The organism is Opitutaceae bacterium (assembly GCA_015075305.1).
Taxonomy (GTDB): Bacteria; Verrucomicrobiota; Verrucomicrobiia; order Opitutales; family Opitutaceae; genus UBA6669.
The window spans coordinates 195758-216020 of the sequence record JABTUS010000007.1; the positions used below are offsets into that span (position 1 = coordinate 195758).

Genomic DNA, 20263 nt, shown 5'->3' on the forward strand with positions numbered 1-20263 from the left:
GGATTGCGCGGAGGTTTGGTGACACGCAGGGTGATGGAGAGAACCCTTTATACCCATGAATCGCCTGATCCTGCTGCTCGCCGCCATCGTCCTGATTCCGGTCGCAAACGCCGCTCCCGCACGTCCGCCGAACATCATAATCATCCTTGCCGACGACATGGGATATGGCGACCTGGGATGCTACGGAGCGCCGACAATCCGCACACCGAATCTTGATCGCATGGCTGCGGACGGGCTGCGCTTCACTGATTTCTATTCGGCTGCTGAGGTGTGCACGCCGAGCCGCGCCGGACTTCTGACCGGGCGCTATCCGGTTCGCAGCGGCATGGTCGGTGCGCGACGGGTTCTGTTTCCCGACTCAACCGGCGGCCTGCCGCAGGAGGAGATCACGATTGCGCGTGCGCTGAAGCAGCGCGGGTATGCCACGGCGCATCTGGGCAAGTGGCATCTGGGCATCCATCCCGGCGGGCGGCCGGGTGATCATGGATTCGACTATTCGTTCGGGCTTCCCTATTCGAACGACATGGACCGGCGTACCGACGTGCCATCCAGCGCATCGGGTTCATCCAATCCGCCCGCGGATGGCTGGATGGTGCCGGTTTACCGCAATGGTGAGATTGTCGAAAAGCCCGCGGACCAGACGACGCTGACGCGTCGCTACACGGAAGAGGCGGTGAAATTCATTCGTGAACACAGGAAGACTCCGTTCTTTCTGTATTTTGCGCACACGTTTCCGCATGTGCCGTTGTTTGCGTCGCCGGCGTTCAAGGGAAAAAGCCGTCGCGGCATCTATGGGGACACAATCGAGGAGATCGACTGGAGCGTGGGGCAGGTGATGGCAGCTCTGCGTGCGCAGGGATTGGAGAAGAACACGCTGGTCTTCTTCACCAGCGACAACGGCCCCTGGCTCATCATGAAGCAGCAAGGCGGCAGCGCCGGACCATTGCGGGAAGGCAAGGGCAGCACCTGGGAGGGAGGCCAGCGTGTTCCAGGAATCGCCTGGTGGCCGGGAAGAGTTGCGCCGGGCATCACTGGTGAACCGGCGAGCGGGATGGACCTGTTTGCGACAGCGCTCACGTTGGGAGGTGCACCGCTTCCCTCGGATCGGGTGATCGACGGCCGGGATATTTCGTCACTGCTGTTCAAGCGAAAGACACTGCCGGAACATCCCTATTTCTTTTATCGCGGCGGCAAGCTGTTTGCCTGTCGGCTTGGGCAGTACAAGGCGCACTTCTTCACGCAGCCGTCATACGGGCAGCCGAAAGCGGAGGCGCATGAACCACCCCTGCTTTATGATCTGGGCACGGATCCGGGAGAGCAGTTCGACATCGCCGCCGCTCATCCGGATGTTGTGGAGAAGATCCGCGCCGCGGTGGCGGATCACCAGCGCGCGATGGTGCCCGGCAAGGAGCAGCTCTGAAGTCGGGTGCGTGCTACTGGGAGAAGAGCTTTTCGATGATGTTCTCGAGGGGCTCCTCCTCAATGGTGATGTCGGCGATCGGTGTCGTGGACATGATCTCCTGGATCGCGCGGGAAATGGATTCGGCCTTCGCCTGAACGACAATCTTTCCGGTCACGGCATCGCGGCGGGTTTCGCCGAACGAGGATTTCCATGATGGCGGCACCGACGTCGGATCCTGCGGAATAAAGATCACCTGCCGCACGCGTGATTTTCGCTCCCCTTCGAGGCTGGAGAGGCTTCCATCGTAGACCTTCGCGCCCTTGTGGATGACAATCACACGCTCACACAGCTCCTCGATATCCGCCATGTAGTGACTGGTCAGCAGGATGGTCACCCGGTGTTTCCTGTTGTATTCACGAAGGAAGGAGCGGACCGCCTTCTGAGAAATGATGTCGAGGCCGATGGTCGGTTCGTCGAGAAACAGAACACGGGGCTTGTGGAGCAGGGCGGCGATCAGCTCCATCTTCATGCGTTCGCCGAGGGAAAGTTCCCGAACCATGACATCCAGTTTTTTCTCGACGCCCAGCAGCGAGACAAGTTCTGCGAGCGTTTGCTCGTACGTGGCGGCCGGGATGTCGTAGATGTGCCGCAACAGGGTGAACGATTCGCTTGCCGGCAGGTCCCACCAGAGCTGGTTCTTCTGTCCGAGCACGAGCGAGAAAATGCGCCGGTAGGTGTTGTCGCGCCTGACAGGATTGAATCCCGCTATGTTTGCGGTGCCGCTGGTTGGGTAGATCAAACCGGCCAGCATCTTGAGCGTGGTGGTCTTGCCCGCTCCGTTGGGGCCGAGGAAACCCACAAACTCCCCCTCATCGATTGCGAAACTGATGTCGCGCGCGGCCCAGATTTCCTCGTATTTGCGATTGAACAGACCGACAACGCCGCCCCAGAAGCCGGGGCGCTTCTTGTAGGTGCGAAAGACGCGGCTCAGTCCGTTGACCTCGATCAAGGGCATCAGGTGGTGTAGGTCATGTCCTGATACTTGATCCTGCCCTGTTCCATCAATTTGTGAAAATGCCCACGAACGTGACGGGCTCCCTTGGGATGGTGCAGTGCCTGGCAGAGGTCGTTGATATGGTAGACACGATTGCTGGAGATGTACTCGAGAATTGCGGCATCCAACTCATCGTCGCTGGGCATGTCCTCCCTGCCGGGCAGAACGATTGAATCACCCGCGGGCGTTTTCCGGCGGATGGCCCGCCAGAGCACGACAGTGATGCAACCGGCAAGGAATGCGATCAGGTGGGTGATCATGGGCGCGAGGCGGTCTCGTCGGTTGAACCTGGAGGGCGCGCGAAATTGCGATCGACGAACCGGTCACGACGGAGCGTGCCCATCCAGCGGACCGTGGTTGGCTTGCGGGATGGACTACCTGGCGTACCCGGCTCGTTCGATGGTGTGAGTCAGGAGCCGGCGGCTGATCCTTCGTCGGACCCACCTGCATCGGCAGCGGGCGCTGACTGCTGCTGTTGCTCGCGTTCCTTCATGGCCGCCTTGCGGGAGAGACGGACCTTGCCGGACTTTTCATCGATTCCAACGCATTTGACCCAGATGGTTTCGCCCATCTTGACGACATCCTCGGTGCGGCGCACGCGCATGTCGGCGAGTTCGCTGATGTGGCATAGGCCCTCCTTGCCGGGGAGGCACTCGACGAAGCAGCCGAACTCCTTGATGCCGGTGACGCGGCCCTGGTAGATTTTGCCAATCTCGATCTGGGCGCCGCCGCCGCAGAGGGAGTCGATTTCCTGCACGGCGCGATTCATCGCGTCGGCGTTGTTGGAGTAGATGAAGACCTTGCCGGAGTCGTCGTCGGCGATGTCGATCTGAGCGCCGGTGGTTTCGACGATGCGGCGGATGGTCTTGCCACCGGGGCCGATGAGCAGGCCGATCTTTTCCGGATCGATCTGGATCGTCTGGATGCGCGGGGCGTACTTGGAGAGATCCTTGCGCGGAGCCGGGAGCGCCGAAAGCATGAGTTTCAGGATCTCAATGCGGGCTTCGCGGGCCTGGTAGATGGCAGCCTTGGCAATTTCAAAGGGAAGGCCGTTGATCTTGAGGTCGAGTTGGAAACCCGTGATGCCCTTGGTGGTGCCGGCGAGCTTGAAATCCATGTCGCCGAAATGATCCTCCTCACCGAGGATGTCCGTGATGGTGGTCCACTTCGCGATCGAGCCGTCGCTTGCGTTCTCGGTCATGAGTCCGCAGGAAATGCCGGCGACCGGGGCGATGATGGGAACACCGGCGTCCATGAGGGCGAGACAGCCGCCGCAGATGGAGGCCATCGAGGTCGATCCATTGGACGCCATGATCTCGGACACGACGCGGATTGAGTAGGGGAAGACGTCCTCCGGGGGAAGAACCGGAACGAGCGAGCGCTCAGCGAGGGCGCCGTGGCCGATTTCACGGCGGCCCGGGCCGGTGAAGCGGCCCGTCTCACCGACGGAGAATGGCGGGAAATTGTAGTGCAGAATGAAGGACTTCGACGTCGCGCCACCCGTGAGGCCATCCATGTCCTGGGCCTCCTTGGTGGGGCCCAGTGTGGTGATGGCGATGTTCTGGGTGTCGCCGCGCTGGAACATGGCGGAGCCATGCACGCGGGGGAGGACGCCGACGTTCGCCTGCAGCGGGCGGATGCTTCGGGCATCGCGGCCGTCGGCGCGCACGCCGCGCTCAAGCACGGTCCTGCGGTAGGCCTTGTATTGCAGATCCTCGAAAACGACGTTGAGGTCGACATCGGTGAACTTGCCTTCGCCAAGCTCGGCGAGCAGTGCGGTCTTTGCCTCCTCCTTCAGCACCTTGACAGCGGCACCGCGGGCCGCCTTCTCCTTGCCGAAGATCGCCTCGGCAATGCGTTCGGCGGGCACCACGCGTTCGATGATGGCGCGGGCATCAGGGGTCGCGCCCACGAGTGGAAATGTGGACTTGGGTTTTCCGCAGAGGGCGACGAGTTCCCTGATGGCATTCAGGATCGGCTGGATGGCCTGATGGCCAAACGCGAGGGCCTCGATGAAGCGCTCCTCGCTGATCTGGTCGGCCGAGCCTTCGATCATGAGCATGTCCTTCTCGGTGCCGACATAGATCAGGTCGAGCGTGCTGGAGAACATCTGCTCGATGGTCGGGTTGGCCACGAATTGACCGTCGATCTGGGCGACGCGCACGGCGGCGATGGGACCGGCCCAGGGGATGTCCGAGATCGCGAGCGCGGCGGATGCGCCGTTGACCATGGGGATGTCAGCCTCGTTCATCTGGTCGGCCGACATCAGCTGGCCGATGATCTGAACCTCGTTCAGGAAGCCTTCCGGGAAAAGCGGGCGGCAGGGGCGGTCGCAGAGGCGGGAGGTGAGAATCTCCTTTTCGGAGGGGCGGCCTTCGCGCTTGAAGTAGCCGCCGGGAAAGCGACCGGCCGCGGCGTATTTTTCGCGGTAGTCGACGGTCAGCGGGAAGAAGTCCTGGCCGGGCCGCATGCTTTGGGCGACGCAGGCGGTGACGAAGACATTGGTTTCGCCGACGCATACGTTGACAGCGCCATTGGCGAGCTGGGCGATTGATCCGGTGGAGAACGTGATTCCCAAACCGGGAACGGTGACAGTGTATTTCTGATTCATAGTTGATGGTTTTGTCATCCAGCGCACCAAGACCGTGCCAGATAGTGGGCTGACGGAGGGGCGGATGAGCTTACATGCGGGTCCCGCATGTTCGGGTTGACCCCGCCGACGCTGCAAATGCAGCCGTGTGGCGAGGGTTTCTCAATATTCTCGTCAGCCGCGAGAAATTTCCGGTTAGATCCATGTGCCATTACGAGGAACCGGCCATGGCGCTATTCGGAAATGTCCCGGTCTGAGTCGAGGTCCGAAAAGGACTGCGGGCGATCCGCCTATCGGATCGCCCGCAAGCGGAGAAACTATTTGCGGAGATTCAGCTTTTGCAGAAGCTCCGTATACTTCGCCAGATCGTGGCGTTTCAAGTAGTCGAGGAGCTTGCGGCGGCGGCTGGCCATTTGAAGCAGGCCACGGCGGCTGTGAAAATCCTTCCGATGCGACCGCAGGTGCTCAGTCAGATGATTGATGCGCGCGGAGAGCAGGGCGATTTGAACTTCGGACGAGCCGGTGTCCTTTTCGTGGATCTTGTATTGGGCGATTATTTCGGGTTTTACGACAGTAGACATGGTTATTTGATGATGTTGCACGCCTGCAGGGGAGTGGCTTGGGGCTGCTCCCGTGTCACCCGCTTCACCTGCGGGGAGAACCGCAAATTAGGCCGATGGCACCGTTCCAATCCCGCGGAATGCGGGACCAGGCATGGTGGGCGCCCGTAACCGGACGGGCATCCACTAACGCAAGAGACGAGATTTCCGACCCATCAATGGCTGTGCAAGCGCAAACTTGCGCTCAGCCGCTTCGGAGAATGATTTCACGAATCGCTTCGCATCCAGGAAGTTTTCGCAATTTATCAACGATGTTTTTCCGATGAAGAAAAAGTTCATTGCGAATGATTGCGTGGCTCGTGAACACGATGAGCCGTCCTCGGGGATCGATCTGCCCGGCGTGCGAATAGGAAGCATTTGCAGATCCGACGATTTCCGCCCACTGTTCGCGGATGACATGCTCAGGGGTTTCCAGTCCTATGCCGTACTTGACCTGGAGCTCGCCAATGAGATGCGACAACTCGTGAATCGGGCGACGTCGAAGTCCCCTAGGATCGTCATTCGGAATGCGGCGCAGGGATCCGATCAGTTCTTCGGCGATCCTGCTGAATTTTGGAGGGTCCTGGTCGGTCATCCGGAATTGTGAAGCGGATGCTATCGCGAAACCGGCGTGAGGCGCTCCGCGCGCGAAGGTGTTGGAGGTTGCGGAGGTGAAGTGGACAGGGGTGGGGGCTCCCTGTGGCGTTCAGCCTCAAAGAGCCTGCTGCCGCGTACAAAAACACTGAAGGCATTGGCACCGGCAATGTACAGGCCTGGATAACCGTCCATGAAACCCAGCCTCAGAATATATCCCCGAAAGAAGCGCCACGCGGAACGAAAGAGCGTGTTGATCAGGGAGAACTCCGCTCCGCGAGCCTCCTGTTGCCGGACATAAAGTTCGGCAAACATGTTTATCTTTCCCACCTGCCGGGCAAGGCTGGAGAAAGAATAATGGTGCAGATCGCCGTGAAGTCGAAGAACAGGGCCGTTGCATTCCATTTTTTCGTGCACGAATGCGTCGCCTCCCCATCGGGATCTGCGCCGGTCGACCAATCGCAGGGACAAGTCCGGATACCAGTCTCCGTGGGTGATCCATCGATCGATGAACCAGACTTTCCTGGGAAAACGCACGCCTGCGTACGTGGAACTCGTGCCGTCGCGAAAGAAGCGCTCGATTTCCCCCCGCAAATGCACGGAAACTTCCTCGTCGGCGTCGAGGCACAATGCCCAGGTATTTTCGGCGAGATCAAGCGCGGCATTCTTCGTGTCGCGAAATCCCTTCCATTCAAGAGTGATCACCCTGGCGCCAAAATGTTCTGCAATGTCCGGGCTCTCATCGTCGGTATTGTTGAGGGCGACGATGATTTCAGAGACCCATCCGTACACGCTTGCCAGGCAGCGCGGCAGGTTGCTGGCTTCATTGCGGGCAACAACCACGACGGAAATTGGGAGCGGTGACACCACAGGGGAAATAAGGATGGGAATACAGCGCCCTTTTCTTAGAGCCCACGGACACGCGGTGCGCCAAATGTGAATTTCGTGCGCTCTGCAAAGACCAGTTGAAGGGTGCTCGAGGTGAAAATGAACTGACGTTCCATGCGATGACAAGTCTGCGCAAGATGTTCGATCTCGCAATCTCCTCACATCCAATAAATCGGCGGAGGGTTCATTTTGACATCATGCAGTTCAGTTGTGATTCCGCGGCGTCAAATACGCGCTCCACGGAGAGTTTCCTGACGCAGTAGGATCGATAGGAATCAAGAGGGATGCAGGCTGCCGGCAATTGTGTCGCGGGAAAACAGGAGCAGGGAAGGTCGGTTTGGAGGGAAACATGGTGGGTGCCGTGTGGTTTCCAAATGGCTGCATTCTGTGAACCGAAGAGCGCGACAACCGGTGTGCCGACTGCGGCTGAAATGTGCATGGGGCCGCTGTCATGACAGATGAACAGATCACATTGGGCGACAAGCGCCGCGAAGTTTTCGACCGAAAACGCATTGTTCAGGGACACCGCATGCGTCCGGGTCAACTGGTGGATTTTTCGGATGGTGGCTTGTTCCCCGGGACCGCCCACAACAAAAACCTGCGCACCGAGACGCTCCTGGATTCTGTCGATGAGTTCCGCGAATCGGTCCACCGGCCAAAGCCGAAATGGACTGCGCGTGCCGGGATGGACAAGCACCTTCCGGCACGGCCCGGAAATCAGTCTTTTCGCCTGGATTCGCGCCTCTTCACTCACGATGAGTCGAAGATCCTGGAGTGGCGTGGGAATTCCTGACGCCTGAAGCAGGTCATGGTACGTGTCTATTGCAGACTGGGAGTCGCGTACTGCCTTTGGGAGCGCTGCCAGAAGGGTGTAGAGCCATGGAAAACGGGTCCTTCGGTTCTCGTGTGTGTATGTCGCACGAAACGCCGCACCGGTTGCGCCGGAGATCACCGCTGTGCGCTCGGCATTGTCGAAATCAAAGACGTGTGTAAAGCGCTCACGCCTTATGCGAAGCAGGAAGCCGGGCCACGCCGTCGCGGATGCAGGAAGCAGATGGGTCTCGCTGACATGCGGGATCAATGGTGGAACCTCGCGATACGCATGTTCGACGAGGACCGCGATTGTCGCGCCGGGCCAGTGGCGATGCAGGTTCGCGATAGTCGTGCCGAGCAGGACAATGTCGCCGAGGTAGCGGCGTCGGATTACGAGGATCCGCACGGCGACCGACGCATCATCAGGGCTGGGTCTTTCCATGGAGGCCACCGAATGGGTCGAGAGCCGGCTGGTGGAGCGCCGCGCTCCTATCTGTGCCCGGCCTGACCATCATAGAGCGTCCGGTAGAGCGGACAGTCCGCATGGAGTGCGGCATGATCGCCCTTGGCGACGAGGCGTCCGCTTTCGAAGACCAGGATCAGGGATGCGTCGCGAATGGTCGAGAACCGGTGAGCGATGATCAGAACGGTTTTTCCAACGACGAGCTTCTGCAGCGCCCGCTGAATGTAGGATTCGCTTTCGCTGTCGAGCGCGCTCGTGGCCTCGTCGAGAATCAGGATCGGCGCGTTGCGAAGAAACGCGCGCGCGAGGGCAATCCGCTGCTTCTGTCCACCCGAGAGCCGAAGCCCGCGCTCACCGACGATCGTCTCGTAGCCATCCCGCTCCGCCGTGATGAAATCGTGCGCAAATGCGTTGGAGGCGGCGTCGAGGACCTGTTCGCGGGTCGCGTCGGGTCGTCCGACGAGGAGGTTGTTGTAGATGGTGTCGTTGAAGAGAACCGGGTCCTGGGAAACGATGGCGATGTTGCGGCGAAGGTCCGCGAGGCGCATGGAGCGGACATCGATGCCGTCGATGCTTACGGCGCCACTCGTGACCTCAAAAAAGCGCGGAACGAGATTCGCGAAGGTGCTCTTGCCTGCACCCGACGGACCCACCAGGGCGCAGGTGGTGCCGGCCGGAATCTCGACAGTGACATCCTTCAGCACGGGGTTGCCCTCGCTGTACTCGAAGGAGACGCCGTCGAAGGCAACCGTACCGCCAAGTCGCTGCACGGGTGCTGGGTCCTTCGGATCCGCAATCGACACGGGTTCGTTCAGGACGACTTCGAGACGATCGAGGGATGCCTCCGCACGTTTCAGATCGTTGTTCAGAGAGCCCATCTTCTTCACCGGTTCGTAGGCGAGGAAGAGAGCGGTGACTATGCCCAGAAAAGTGTCCTTTGAAATCTGCGCATGGTACGCAAAGAGCAGGGTGCCTGCCACGCCCATCGCGGCGATCACCTCGATGGCCGGGCTGAGCGCCTGGGCGTATTTCACGATCTTGAGCTGGTGCTTGAAGAGCTGCTCGGAGAGTGCGGCGAGGCGGCCGATCTCGCGGTTCTCGAGTCCATAGGCGCGAACCTCGCGTGCAGCGGAGAGGTTTTCCGAGAAGAGCGCGGCGACTGCTCCGAGCTTTCCCTGCACCTGCTGTGCGCGCTTCACGACCTTCCTGCCGACGTACCGGATGGGAAAAACGGCCAGCGGAACGGCGGCGAGGCAGAGGAGCATCATGCTGACACCATTGGCGTCGAGCGCCTTTGCCGCGAGGTAGCCCAGGGCGCCCAGCAGGGTGAAGGGCTGCTTGATGCCGTCATTGGCAAGCTGGGTCAGCGTGAACTGAAGCTGGGCGGTGTCGGTGAGGCCGCGGGCGAGCAGGTCGCCGGACTGCCTGCCCTGCACGAAGGAGAGGGGAAGATACTGCAGTTTCCGAAAATAGTCCTCGCGCAGCCGTTCGAGGATTCGCGTGCCGGCCGACTGGATCAGGTAGGAATTCAGGTATCCGGCGACTCCGCGGATCAGGAAGTTTGCGGGAATGTAGGCGGCGATCAGGATGACGGCCTCCCACGAGAGCCGGTTTTCCGCGGCGGTGAAGATTCGGGGAAACACGTTCTCGGTCAGCCAGGGAATGCCGATGCCGGTCGTGGCTGCGTAGATGATGCCGCACACAATCGCCCAGGCGATCCGTCCTCGGACAAGCCTCAGGTAGTGGAGATGGGGGCGGAGCCTTCGCAGCGATCGCATGGAGGAACCGGTGTCTCAGTCCTTGCTGGAACGCACGTCCAGGGCGTCGCGCAGACCGTCCCCGAGGAAGTTGAGCGAGAACAGGGTGAGTGAAAAAACGGCACCGGGGAAATAGAGCAGCCAGGGGAACTCCTCCATCTTTTCCGCACCATCCTTGATCAGCACGCCCCATGAACTCATGGGTGCCTGCACGCCCAGCCCGAGAAAACTGAGGAACGCCTCGAGCAGCATCACGCTCGGGATGGTGAGCGTGGTGTACACGATGATCGGTCCGACGATATTGGGAAGGATGTGGCGAAAGATCAGCCGTCCTCTTCCGAAGCCCAGCGAGCGCGCCGCCTCGACGAATTCCATGCGTTTCACCGACATGACCTGCGCGCGCACGATGCGAGCCATGGTCAGCCACTCGACGGCGCCGATCGCGACAAAGAGCAGGATGATCTCCCGCCCGAAGAACACCATGAGCAGAATGACGAAGATGGTGAACGGCAGCGAATACATGATGTCGACAATGCGCATCATCACGGCGTCCACCTTGCCCTCGAAGAACCCGGCGACCGCCCCGTAGACGACGCCGATGGTCACGGCGACGAGCGTGGCGACCAGGCCGACCGCCAGGGAAATGCGCCCGCCATAGAGGGTGCGCACCAGAAGATCGCGCCCGAGCGTGTCCGTTCCCAGCCAGTGCTGCGCACTCGGCGCGGAGGCACCAAGCTCAAGCGATTGATCCTCGTACCCATAGGCGCTGAAGAAGGGACCGACCAGGCAGGCGATGGAAACGACGATGAGCGCGCTGACGCCGAATATTGCGAGTCGATTCTTGCGAAGGCGCAGCCAGGCATCCTGCCACAGCGAGCTTCCCTGCTCGATCGCGGTGGATTCTTCTGATGGCGGGGACGGAGGGGCGGCCGATGCGATCGTGGACATGGGATGCGAGGTCAGCGTGCGAGCCTCACCTTGGGATTCATCCAGGCCTGCGCAATGTCCACGGCGAGGTTGAGCGCCATGATCAGTGCGGCGTAGAGTATGACCGTGCCGAGCACGAGGGTGTAGTCGCGGTTGAACGCGCTGTTCACGAATTCGCGTCCGAGGCCCGGAATCTGGAAGATGGTCTCGATCACGAATGAGCCGGTCAGGATGCCCGCGATGGCGGGGCCGAGGTAGGACACGACGGGCAGGAGTCCGCCGCGCAGGCAGTGCTTGAAGACGACGCGAAGTTCAGAGGCTCCCTTGGCCCGGGCGGTGCGGATGAAATCCTGGCTGAGAATCTCGAGCATGCCGCCGCGCGTCAGGCGCGAAATCGGCGCGGCGTAGGCGAAGCCGAGAACCAGCGACGGCAGCACGCGGTCTTCCGGGGAATACCAGCCGGAGGCATTGAACCATCCCATGTGGATGCTGAGCGCGAGGACCAAAAGCGGGGCGACCACGAAGGTCGGGACCGAAAGTCCGATCACGCCGAAGGTGGATGCACCGTAGTCTATCCATGAGTTCTGCCGGGTCGCCGCAATGATCCCGAGCGGAATGCCCATCAGGAGCGCGACAGCCAGCGAGAGCACGCCGAGTTCGAGAGAAACGGGAAGTTTGTCACCGAGAATCTCGTTCACCGTGCGGTTGGGATACTTGAAGGAGGGACCGAAATCGCCCTGGAGCAGGCTGCCCAGGTAGTCCGCGTACTGTTTCCAGAGCGGCTGGTTGAGTCCGTAGTGCTCCTCCAGATTGCGAAGAATCTCGGGCGTGACGGCCTTTTCCGCGGTGAACGGGCCGCCTGGCACGAACCGCAGCATGAAAAAGGTCGCCGTGATGATGATGAACAACGCGAGGGCTGACTGGAGCAGGCGCGACGCGAAGAATCGGAACATGCCCGGAAAGCTTCAATCATTTGCCCTTGATGGCAAGGCACCAAAACTTTCGACGAAGCGCGGGGTCTATTTCCAATAGATGAACTTCCAATTGGGGGTTTCGACCAGGTTCTTCGGATAGTTGAGCTTGGGGTTGATCGCGTAGGCCCGCGTGTAGAAATAGACCGGGATCAGCGGCACCTCGTCCATCAGGATGGCGTCCATCTTCACGTAGTTTGCCATGCGCTCGGCCTCGGAGCTGGAGTTGAGGGCCGACTGGAGCAGGCGATCGTATTCGGCATTGGAGAAACCCGTGTCATTGTTTCCATCGCCGGTCCTCCAGATGTCAAAGAAGGTGTTGGGATCGACATAGTCCGCAATCCAGCCGGCGCGACACATGTCGTAGCTGAGCGTATCCTGGGAATCGAGGTACACCTTCCATTCCTGGTTCGCGAGCCCGACGTTGATTCCGAGGTTGACGCGCCACATCTGCTGCACGGCCTCCGCGATCTTCCGATGATTCTGGCTGGTGTTGTAGAGAAGGTCGACTTTCGGAAAGCCTTTTCCGCCGGGATAACCAGCTTCGGCAAGCAGGCGTTTTGCGAGAGCCAGATCGCCTTCGAGCCTGACGGGTGAGGTGAACGACGCCATTGGGGGACAGGCATTGTAGGCGGGCTGCTGGTCCTGCTTGGTGACGCGCTGCACGATCTGTTCGCGATTGATCGCCAGCGCCAGCGCCTTGCGCACGCGCTTGTCGTTGAGCGGAGGTTTGGTGGTGTTGATGCGAAAAAAGTAGATGCCTAGCAGTGGATCGATCCTGAGATTGCTGTGCGGATCCCTGCGGTAGGCGTCGGTCTTGTCGATGGGGAGGTCGTTGGTCTTGTCCAACTGCCCGGTGCGAAACATGCGTTCCTCGGTGTCGATGTTCTCTGTGGGGAAGAACGTGATTTTCGTGAGCTTGATCGAATCCCTGTCCCAGTAGGTCGGCGATTTCTCGACGACCAGGCGCTGCTGCATGGACCATTCCTTGAGAGCGAAGGGGCCGTTGCCGACGAGATTGCCGGCGCGCGTCCATGCGCTGCCCTTGCGGGTCAGGCCGCCGAATTTCTCAATCGTGGCGATCGGCACGGGGAACCAGGCGTAGTGCTTCATCGATTCGATCAGGAACGAAGTGCGATGCCTGAGCGTGATCTGAAGCGTGTGGTCATCGATGGCGCGGAAACCCGTCTGTGAGAAGTCCTTCAATGCGCCTCGATTGAACTCCTCGGCACCGGCGACCGGATAAAGCTTGTTGGCGTACTCGGACGCGAGTTCCGGAGTCAGGATCCGCTGGTAGGATCGGACGAAGTCCGTGGCAGTCACGGGTTCGCCATTGGACCATCTGCCCTCGGGCTGAAGCTTGAAGGTGTACACGAGCCCGTCGTCGGAAATGGTCCAGCTCGCCGCGGCGGCGGGCACGGTGCCCTGGCCCTTCGGTCCATAGGCGACGAGCCCTTCGAAGAGCGCGTTGATGATCCTGTTTTCGGGCACGCCCGTGACCACCTGGGGGTCGAGGTCCTGCGGTTCGGTGCCATTGCCGAAGTTGAGGTCCGTCCGGGCTGTGGGCGCGGATTCAGATGCTGAGGGCCGGTCGAGCTTCCTGCCGCAACCTGACAGGAAGATAGAAGCGAGAACGATGGGCAGCCACGCGCGATGGATCATTGTGCCATCAGAACAGGCCGGCCAACCCAGGCAAGGTCGGGATGAAGATCACCGTTGTGCAAACGGCGTTGTCGAAGGCGGCGCTCCTGCATTCCGCTCTATTGACCCGATGGTTGGATCAGGCGCACGTGCTTGTACGGGTGGTGATCCAATGGCGTCGCATGCCATCCCTGGACGGCCGGATTGATGAGGAAAACATGCGTATAGTGATAGAGAGGAATCACCGGCGATTCGTTGAGCAGCAGTTCCTCCGCGCGTTGAAGAATCCGGTTGCGCGCCTGCCGCTCCGGAGTCCGTTCGGCCTCGTAGAGCAGGCGATCGTAGGCAGGGTTCGCCCAATGCGTGTGGTTGTTTCCACTGTCGCTGCGCCAGATTCCGAGAAATGTCATCGGGTCATTGTAGTCGGCAATCCAGCTCGAGCGCAGAATCTGGTAACTGCCCGTGCTGCGCGCGTTCAGCACGCTCTTGTTCTCCATGTTTCGGAGCTCGGTCTCCAATCCGAGTTCCCGGCGCCACATCTCCTGGATGGCCTCGGCGATGACGCGGTGATTCTCGGAATTGTTGTAAAGCAGCTCGATGACGGGTGCGCCCCTGCCTCCTGAAAATCCCGCATGCGCCAGCAATGTTCGTGCTGCGCCGGGATCATGCGTGATTCCTGCGGGGGGGACATATCCCGCCATGCCGCGGGGAGTGAACGTACCTGCCGGAATCTGGCCGCCGTGCAGGAGGCTTCCGGCCAGCGCCTCCCGGTCGATCGCGAGAGAAAGCGCGCGTCGGACGTCCACCGATTTCAGAAAGTCGTGCGACACATTGATGCGATAGAAATACGTGCCGAGATACGGATCGATTCGCAGGAATTCGGGTGCGTGCGTGCGGTAGCTGTCGATCTTGGCGAGTGGAAGGGCCTCGGTGATGTGCAACTGCCCTGCGCGGAATGCGCGTTCCTCGGCGTTGACGTCATCGATCGTGTGGAAATGGATTCCGTTGAGCTGCACGTTTGCGGCGTCCCAGTAGGTTTTCGATTTCTCGACGATGATCCGCTGGCCCGTGCGCCACTCCTTGAGTGTGAAGGGGCCGTTGCCCACGAGCGTTCCCGGGCGCGCCCAGCGGTTGCCGCGCGAGTCGATCGGTCCGGATTTTTTCAGCGTCGCCATGGGCACCGGCCACCAGACCCAGTGTTGAAGCATGGACAGAAAATGGGGCGTCGGTCGTTCGAGCGTGATGCGCACGGTGCGGGCGTCAGGCGCAAAAAGGCCCACATCACGGAAGTTTCCTGTCGTTCCGCGATGGTAGGCTTCGGCACCCTGGACTGGAAAAAGCAGGCTGGCATTGTCCGCCTGCAGCGTCGGGGACAGCGCCCGTTTCCAGGACGCGAGAAAATCGTCGGCGGTAACGGGTTCGCCGTTGGACCAGCGGGCGTCGGCTCGCAATTGAAACGTGTAGGTCAGGCCGTCCGGTGAGACCGTCCACCGCTCGGCGACGCCTGGAGCAGGACTGAGATCCTTCGGATCCTCGGTTATGAGTCCTTCGAAGAGGGCGGACAGGACGCTGTGCTCGCTCGGACCTGTTGCCAGTTGAGGATCGAGGTTTGAAATGTCAGGGCCGATGCCGCGATGGAGAATTTTCAGGCGGTTTCCCTCCTCGACCGCTGTCTCGCGTGGCGAACAGGCCGCGAGCAGTGTCAGCAGGACGGAGACAAACGCGGCACCGTGCAGCCAGGAAAAACGGCGTCGGTCCATCAGGAAGTGCGATGAATCAGGGCCACGGCGTGGGCGGCTATGGCGAGCCCGCGGCCGATGTCGTCGCTGCCCTCATTCGTTGTGGCCTTGAGGCCGATCGCGTCGACGGGCAGGCCGGTGGACGCGGCGAGTGAGGACTTCATTTCCGCAAGCCTGGGTAGGATCCTCGGCTTTTCCGCGATCAGCGTGGAATCGATGTTGGCGGGCTGCCAGCCCCGCGAGGCGAGTTCAGCGACAACGCGTTTGAGGAGGATCTGGGAGTCAATGTTCAGGAAGGCGGGGTCGGAGGGCGGGAAAAAGTGTCCGATGTCGGGCAGACCCGCGGCACCAAGTAGGGCGTCGCAGATGGCGTGGGTCAGGCAGTCGGCATCACTGTGGCCATCGAGGCCGAAATCGCAGTCGAAGCGAACTCCACCCAGCACGAGGGGTCTGCCCTTCACGGTCCGATGGATATCGTAGCCGTGGCCGATGCGCATTGCCGTTAATGGCTGGACAGGTGCTGGCTTCATCGGGCCGGATGGGTTTGCACGAGAGAATTGCACCAGGCGAGATCCGCGGGCGTGGTCAGTTTGGGATTGGGGTGCGGATTTTCGAGGAGGGCGATCGGGTGGTTGAGTCCCTCGACGGCCTGCGCGTCATCGGTGATGGAGAGCCGCCGCCTGGAGACGCGAGCGTAGGCGCGGACAATGAGATCGCGGGCAAACACCTGGGGCGTTTCCATGGCCCAGAGTTTGGAGCGGTCCAGCGTGCGGAGCCGTCCAGTTTCGTGATGCACCTTGATGGTGTCGGTCACCCGGTGCGCGAGGACGACGGCGCGCTCGCGGCGGACGATCTTGTGCAGGGCGATCAACTGCTCGGCGCGAATGAAAGGGCGGGCGCAGTCATGGATGAAAACGTAGTCCACGTCGTCCGGCAGGGCGTCGAGCGCGCGCGCGACCGAGTGCTGGCGCTCGGATCCACCCTTGACGAAGAGCGCGGGCGTGGGTGCGTAGGCGGAGAGCTGGATCGACTGCGGAGCATCGCGGTAGACGATGATGAAGAAGTCGGCGACACCGCTCTCAAGAAACGCTCCGGCCGAGTGGGCGAACGCAGGTCTGCCGCCGACGGGGGCGAGGATCTTGTCCCCCACGGCGCCCTGCATGCGGTGGCCGCTGCCGGCGGCGAGGAGAATGGCGGCGTTTCGGCTCATGGAAAATGGGTGTGTTGAATGGGCAGACCGCGATCGGGTCAGGCGGTTGCGTGGCCCGTCGAGCGAAGGATCTCGCGAGCGGCGGCGACGGGATTCGCGGCGTGGGAAATCGGCCGGCCGACGACAAGGTAGTTTGCTCCGGCGGCGACCGCCTGAGCCGGTGTGAGTATGCGAGTCTGATCGTCCGACTTTGCCCCGGCTGGACGGATCCCCGGGACGACCAGGTCGAGTCCGGAGGGAAACCGCTTGCGCAATGGAGCGATCTCCAAGGGAGAACACACGAGCCCCTTCATTCCGGAATCGACGGCCAGCGACGCCAGATTCAGGACCTGGGCTTCGGGTGTGGAGCTGACTCCGGTTTGCCGGAGATCCGACTCACTCATGGACGTGAGCACGGACACGCCAAGTAGCAGGAGATCCGGCTTCGCAGCCTGCTGGGCGGCGACGGCTCCCCGCATCATTGGGCCGCCGCCACACGTGTGGAGCGTGAGCATGTGAATCGGAAGCCGGGCGGCGGATTCGACGGCGCGCGCGACGGTATTGGGAATATCGTGAAGTTTGAGGTCGAGGAACACCTTGAAGCCGAGATCCGCGATACGTCTGACGCAGTCGGGGCCGCAGGCGGTGAACATCTGCAGGCCGATCTTGACCCAGCGGACCTCGCCCGCGAGCTGCTTGAGGAGCGGCTCCACGGCAGCGGGGCTCGGTTCATCGAGGACCAGGATCAAATCGCACGGCATGGGTTTGTAAGTCGAATGGAGTATTGTCCGGATTTCGCTTCAAATCAGCGGAAAATAAAGTGGATTAGCAACACTCCGCCTTGTCCTCTCTCACCCTGACCTCTCCCGCCAAGCTCAATCTTTTTCTCGCAGTCACAGGCATGCGGGCGGATGGGTATCACGATCTCGTGTCCCTCGTATCGCCGGTGGAGTTTGGCGATGAGCTGCACGTCGAGCTGACGACCGGACGGGAAATCACTCTGGTGTGCGACGATCCCGCGCTGGCGACCGATGAAAGCAATCTGATCGTGCGTGCGGCGATGGCATTCAAGCGACAAGCGCCGTTTGAGGGCGGAGCGCGATTTGTACTGAAGAAGCGGATACCGCTGGGGGCGGGGCTGGGTGGTGGGAGCAGCAATGCCGCAGCGGCATTGCTGGCGCTCAACCGTCTGACAGGCTCGCCGCTTGCCGATGGCAGGCTTTCGGCGCTGGCTTCTGACATCGGATCGGACTGCGCGCTCTTTCTTGCGGGAGATGCGGTGGTGATGCGCGGCAGGGGCGAGATCATTGAAGGCCTTCCTCTGGCCGCAAGGAGTCGGCTGGTCGGAAGGAATGTGTGGATCATCAAGCCGTCGGTCGGCGTTTCCACGCCCTGGGCCTACCGCATGCTGGCCGCGGAGGCACCCCGATCGTACCTACCGGCGGTGGAGGCGGAGCAACGCCTCGGGAAATGGATCGATACGCCGGCGCTTCCGCTCTCAAGCCTCCTTTTCAATTCCTTCGAGCCGGTTGTTTTTCGAAAGTTCATTGCGCTGCCACTGCTGCTGAAGCAGCTTGCAGATGCGTTCGGATTTGCCGCGTTGCTGAGTGGAAGTGGAAGCGCCTGTTTTCTTTTTGCCCGCGAGGGATCAGTTGAACCGCCGGCGGCCGCAGTTGAGGACATGGTCAGGTCTGCTTGGGGCCGCGAGGCATTTGTGGTCGAAACGAGGCTGCTCCACGGCCAGGGACAACGTTGATTGAACAAGGATTTCCTGGAAATCCGCGTTGACCGGGGGCCATGGCGGGCCCTTAACCTCCCACGCCGCCGGATCCGTTCCGGCGCGTTGTCGCAAACCGCATGACCGAAGCCGATCCAGCGAAGCCTGAGTTCAAGGTGCAAGGCCTGTCCGCCTCGCAGGGCATCGCCTACGGACAGGTGTTCTTGTTTCTGCAGAGCGACCTGGAGCTGCCATCGTACCAGGTGGATCAGGACAAGCGCCCGGCCGAAGTGGCTCGATTTGAGCAGGCGCTGCTGGTTACCCGCGGCCAGATCCAGAAGATCCGGGATGAGGTGGAGAAAAACCTCAGCTCAAATGAGGCGCGGATCTTTGACGCCCACCTCCTGGTGCTGGAGGACCAGGCGCTGATTGCCGAGACAATCCGGGATTTTGAGGGTTCGGGACGAAACATTGAAGCCTGCTTCAACGCGGTCGCGCAGCGATACATCCGGGCGTTTTCGGAGATCGATGACGAATACCTGAGGGAGCGCACCGGTGACATTCGCGACGTCGTGCAGCGGGTGCTTTCCAATCTCCTTGGACAGTCGGCGGCGAGTTTGTCGCGTTTGGCCGACAAGCGCATTGTTGTAGCAAACGACATTTCCCCGTCAGATGCGGCGGGCATCGATCGAAGCAATGCGCTGGCGGTGATCACCGATTCGGGAAGCAGGACCAGCCATGCGGTGATTGTGGCGCGTTCCATGAAGGTCCCCGCAGTCGTGGGAACGAGGGAGCTCGTGACCCGGGTGAAGAACGGGGACTGGGTGCTTGTCGACGGCTACGAGGGCCTTGTGATCATCAACCCGAACGAGCAGACGCTGTTCCGGTACGGAAAGATCCAGAGTCACAAGAAGTCGATCGAGCAGCGTCTCTACAAGGCGAACCGTCTGCCGTCGGTCACATTGGACGGCGTGGCGGTCGTGCTGCGCGCGAACATCGAAAAGGAGAGTGAAGCGGAGCTGGTGAAGGAGTACCTCGGTTCGGGAGTGGGGTTGTTTCGCACCGAGTTCCTGTACCTGGGGAGTCAGAGGATTCCGTCCGAAGAGGAGCAGGTGAAGGCGTACCGCACGGTGGCGGAAAAGCTTTCACCCGCGCCCGTGGTGATTCGCACGCTCGATCTCGGGGGCGACAAGCCGATCACCGCGGCGCCGTCGCTTTTCCCCCGGGAGGACAATCCATTCCTGGGATTCCGTGCGATCCGGTTCTGCCTGGAGAACACGGCCATTTTCAAGGATCAGCTCCGGGCGATTCTGCGCGCGAGTGTTGTCGGCAACATCAAGCTGATGTATCCGATGATCAGTGGAAGCGAGGAGCTCGCGCGGGCCAATGCGGTTCTCGACGAATGCCGCCGGGAACTGCGGGCACAGGGTGTTCCCTTCGACGAAAAGATGCCCGTGGGCACCATGATCGAGATCCCGAGCGCGGCATACACCGTGGACATACTCGCGGCGCAGAATGATTTTCTCAGCATCGGCACCAACGATCTCATCCAGTACCTGCTGGCGATCGACCGCGTGAACAACCGGATCGCACATCTCTACGAGCCCACGCATCCGGCCGTGGTCAGAACACTGAAGCACATCGTCGACGAGGCGCATCGAAAGAAGCTGAAGGTCAGCGTCTGCGGTGAGATGGCGGCCGATCCCGTGCTCGCCCCGCTGCTTGTCGGTCTGGGAGTCGACGAACTCAGCATGACTCCGCCGCTGATTCCGGCGGTCAAGTATTCCATTCGAGCCATGTCGCATGCGGATGCAAGACGCCTGGCGGAGGAGTCGCTCACCAAGACGACGGCCGGAGAGATCTTCGCCCTCTGCAACCGGTTTTGCCAGGATCGGCTCCCGCCCGAGTAGGACGGACGG

Annotated in this window: 18 protein-coding genes; 3 read left to right on the top strand and 15 right to left on the bottom strand. The window is 61.1% G+C overall.

Translation table 11 applies throughout. The features are described 5' to 3' along the window. Positions 1-55: 55 nt before the first annotated feature. Positions 56-1420 carry a sulfatase gene (locus HS122_14540; protein MBE7539613.1) on the top strand — a complete coding sequence of 455 codons (1365 nt, stop codon included), beginning with the start codon at positions 56-58 and terminating at the stop codon, positions 1418-1420. Positions 1421-1433: 13 nt separating this feature from the next. On the opposite strand, the gene HS122_14545 is transcribed toward HS122_14540, so the two are convergent. From HS122_14545 to pyrF, 15 genes are all read right to left on the bottom strand, one after another. Then, positions 1434-2411 carry an ATP-binding cassette domain-containing protein gene (locus tag HS122_14545; protein MBE7539614.1) on the bottom strand — a complete coding sequence of 326 codons (978 nt, stop codon included), beginning with the start codon at positions 2409-2411 and terminating at the stop codon, positions 1434-1436. 5 nt (positions 2412-2416) lie between these two features. Further along, entirely contained in the window at positions 2417-2716 is a 300-nt protein-coding gene (locus HS122_14550) for a hypothetical protein (GenBank protein ID MBE7539615.1), read from the bottom strand. A gap of 149 nt (positions 2717-2865) precedes the next feature. Further along, on the bottom strand, positions 2866-5067 hold the full coding sequence (gene pnp / locus HS122_14555) for a polyribonucleotide nucleotidyltransferase (GenBank protein MBE7539616.1): 2202 nt from the start codon (positions 5065-5067) through the stop codon (positions 2866-2868). 296 nt (positions 5068-5363) lie between these two features. Then, positions 5364-5627, bottom strand: coding sequence for a 30S ribosomal protein S15 (rpsO, locus tag HS122_14560; GenBank protein ID MBE7539617.1), 264 nt, complete (start codon positions 5625-5627; stop codon positions 5364-5366). 223 nt (positions 5628-5850) lie between these two features. After that, positions 5851-6240 carry a DUF721 domain-containing protein gene (locus tag HS122_14565; protein MBE7539618.1) on the bottom strand — a complete coding sequence of 130 codons (390 nt, stop codon included), beginning with the start codon at positions 6238-6240 and terminating at the stop codon, positions 5851-5853. A 20-nt stretch (positions 6241-6260) separates the two neighbouring features. Continuing rightward, a complete protein-coding gene (locus HS122_14570; protein ID MBE7539619.1) occupies positions 6261-7106 on the bottom strand; it encodes a glycosyltransferase family 2 protein in 846 nt (281 codons plus the stop codon). A 205-nt stretch (positions 7107-7311) separates the two neighbouring features. After that, positions 7312-8382 carry a glycosyltransferase family 9 protein gene (locus HS122_14575; GenBank protein ID MBE7539620.1) on the bottom strand — a complete coding sequence of 357 codons (1071 nt, stop codon included), beginning with the start codon at positions 8380-8382 and terminating at the stop codon, positions 7312-7314. 47 nt (positions 8383-8429) lie between these two features. Then, positions 8430-10181, bottom strand: a complete 1752-nt coding sequence (locus HS122_14580; protein ID MBE7539621.1) for an ABC transporter ATP-binding protein — start codon at positions 10179-10181, stop codon at positions 8430-8432. Between the two features lie 15 nt (positions 10182-10196). Further along, positions 10197-11108, bottom strand: coding sequence for an ABC transporter permease (locus HS122_14585; protein ID MBE7539622.1), 912 nt, complete (start codon positions 11106-11108; stop codon positions 10197-10199). 11 nt (positions 11109-11119) lie between these two features. Then, positions 11120-12040: an ABC transporter permease subunit gene (locus HS122_14590; GenBank protein ID MBE7539623.1), complete on the bottom strand. Its 921-nt coding sequence runs from the start codon at positions 12038-12040 to the stop codon at positions 11120-11122. Positions 12041-12106: 66 nt separating this feature from the next. Next, entirely contained in the window at positions 12107-13720 is a 1614-nt protein-coding gene (locus tag HS122_14595) for a peptide ABC transporter substrate-binding protein (protein ID MBE7539624.1), read from the bottom strand. A gap of 98 nt (positions 13721-13818) precedes the next feature. After that, entirely contained in the window at positions 13819-15405 is a 1587-nt protein-coding gene (locus HS122_14600) for a peptide ABC transporter substrate-binding protein (GenBank protein ID MBE7539625.1), read from the bottom strand. 53 nt (positions 15406-15458) lie between these two features. Further along, on the bottom strand, positions 15459-15935 hold the full coding sequence (locus HS122_14605) for a 2-C-methyl-D-erythritol 2,4-cyclodiphosphate synthase (protein MBE7539626.1): 477 nt from the start codon (positions 15933-15935) through the stop codon (positions 15459-15461). Positions 15936-15964: 29 nt separating this feature from the next. Beyond that, complete coding sequence (gene ispD / locus HS122_14610; protein MBE7539627.1) at positions 15965-16648, bottom strand: 2-C-methyl-D-erythritol 4-phosphate cytidylyltransferase; 684 nt, start codon at positions 16646-16648, stop codon at positions 15965-15967. 38 nt (positions 16649-16686) lie between these two features. Next, positions 16687-17388 carry an orotidine-5'-phosphate decarboxylase gene (gene pyrF, locus HS122_14615; GenBank protein MBE7539628.1) on the bottom strand — a complete coding sequence of 234 codons (702 nt, stop codon included), beginning with the start codon at positions 17386-17388 and terminating at the stop codon, positions 16687-16689. A gap of 80 nt (positions 17389-17468) precedes the next feature. Between pyrF and ispE the strand changes: the two genes are divergently transcribed. Further along, the gene (gene ispE, locus HS122_14620) at positions 17469-18383 is read left to right on the top strand and encodes a 4-(cytidine 5'-diphospho)-2-C-methyl-D-erythritol kinase (protein MBE7539629.1); all 915 of its coding nucleotides are present in this window, start codon (positions 17469-17471) and stop codon (positions 18381-18383) included. Between the two features lie 101 nt (positions 18384-18484). After that, positions 18485-20254 carry a phosphoenolpyruvate--protein phosphotransferase gene (gene ptsP / locus HS122_14625; protein MBE7539630.1) on the top strand — a complete coding sequence of 590 codons (1770 nt, stop codon included), beginning with the start codon at positions 18485-18487 and terminating at the stop codon, positions 20252-20254. Positions 20255-20263: the final 9 nt, after the last annotated feature.